Source organism: Mesorhizobium sp. M7A.F.Ca.US.005.03.2.1 (assembly GCF_003997795.1).
GTDB lineage: Bacteria > Pseudomonadota > Alphaproteobacteria > Rhizobiales > Rhizobiaceae > Mesorhizobium > Mesorhizobium ciceri.
Genome location: NZ_RZRP01001392.1, coordinates 1 through 888 on the forward strand (window position 1 = coordinate 1; position 888 = coordinate 888).

Genomic DNA, 888 nt, shown 5'->3' on the forward strand with positions numbered 1-888 from the left:
TGCTGGTGGTGCAGAACAAGACCATGCGCCACTACCGCGACGACGAGGTCGAGGCGCTGGAGACCACGGCGATGGTGATCGCCGAGATGATCGCCACTGGCGATCTGGCGCGGCTGACCCGGCCCGGCCTCGAACTCGATCTGCGCCGTCCTGTCAGCTTCACCGGCCTGTCCTTCAATGAAGGCGTCGGGCTTGGCCATGTCGTGCTGCACGAGCCGCGCATCGTCGTCACCAATCTGTTCAACGAGGACAGCGAGGAAGAGGTTCGCCGGTTGGAGACCTCACTCAGCTCGCTCAGGTTGTCCATCGACGACATGCTGGAACGCCGCGACGTCGCCTTCGAGGGCGAGCATCGCCAGGTGCTGGAAGCCTATCGCATGTTCGCCAACGATCGCGGCTGGGTGCGCCGGCTGGAAGAGGCGATCCGCAACGGCCTGACGGCCGAAGCCGCGGTGGAAAAGGTGCAGAGCGACATGCGCGCCCGCATGCTGCACATGACCGATCCCTATCTGCGCGAGCGGATGAGCGATTTCGACGACCTCGCCAACCGCCTGCTACGCCAGCTGATGGGGCGCGGGCCGGAAGATGTCGCGGCATCGCTGCCTAAGGACGCCATCATCGTCGCCCGTTCGATGGGAGCTGCCGAACTGCTCGATTATCCCCGCGACAAGATGCGCGGGCTGGTGCTCGAGGACGGTGCAGCGACCAGCCACGTCGTCATCGTCGCCCGTGCCATGGGCATCCCCGTCGCCGGCCAGATGAAGGGCGCTGTTTCCATGGCGGAAAACGGCGATGCCATCATCGTCGACGGCGAGGAGGGCGTGATCCATTTGCGGCCGCAGCCCGATCTCGAGGCTGCTTATGCCGAAAAAGTGCGTTTCAGGGCGC

The 888-nt window shown here is 65.0% G+C and carries 1 protein-coding gene; it reads left to right on the top strand.

Annotated features, from left to right (window positions below; translation table 11 throughout):
- On the top strand, positions 1–888 hold an 888-nt coding region (locus tag EN991_RS38020), incomplete at both ends, for a phosphoenolpyruvate-utilizing N-terminal domain-containing protein (protein ID WP_245461200.1).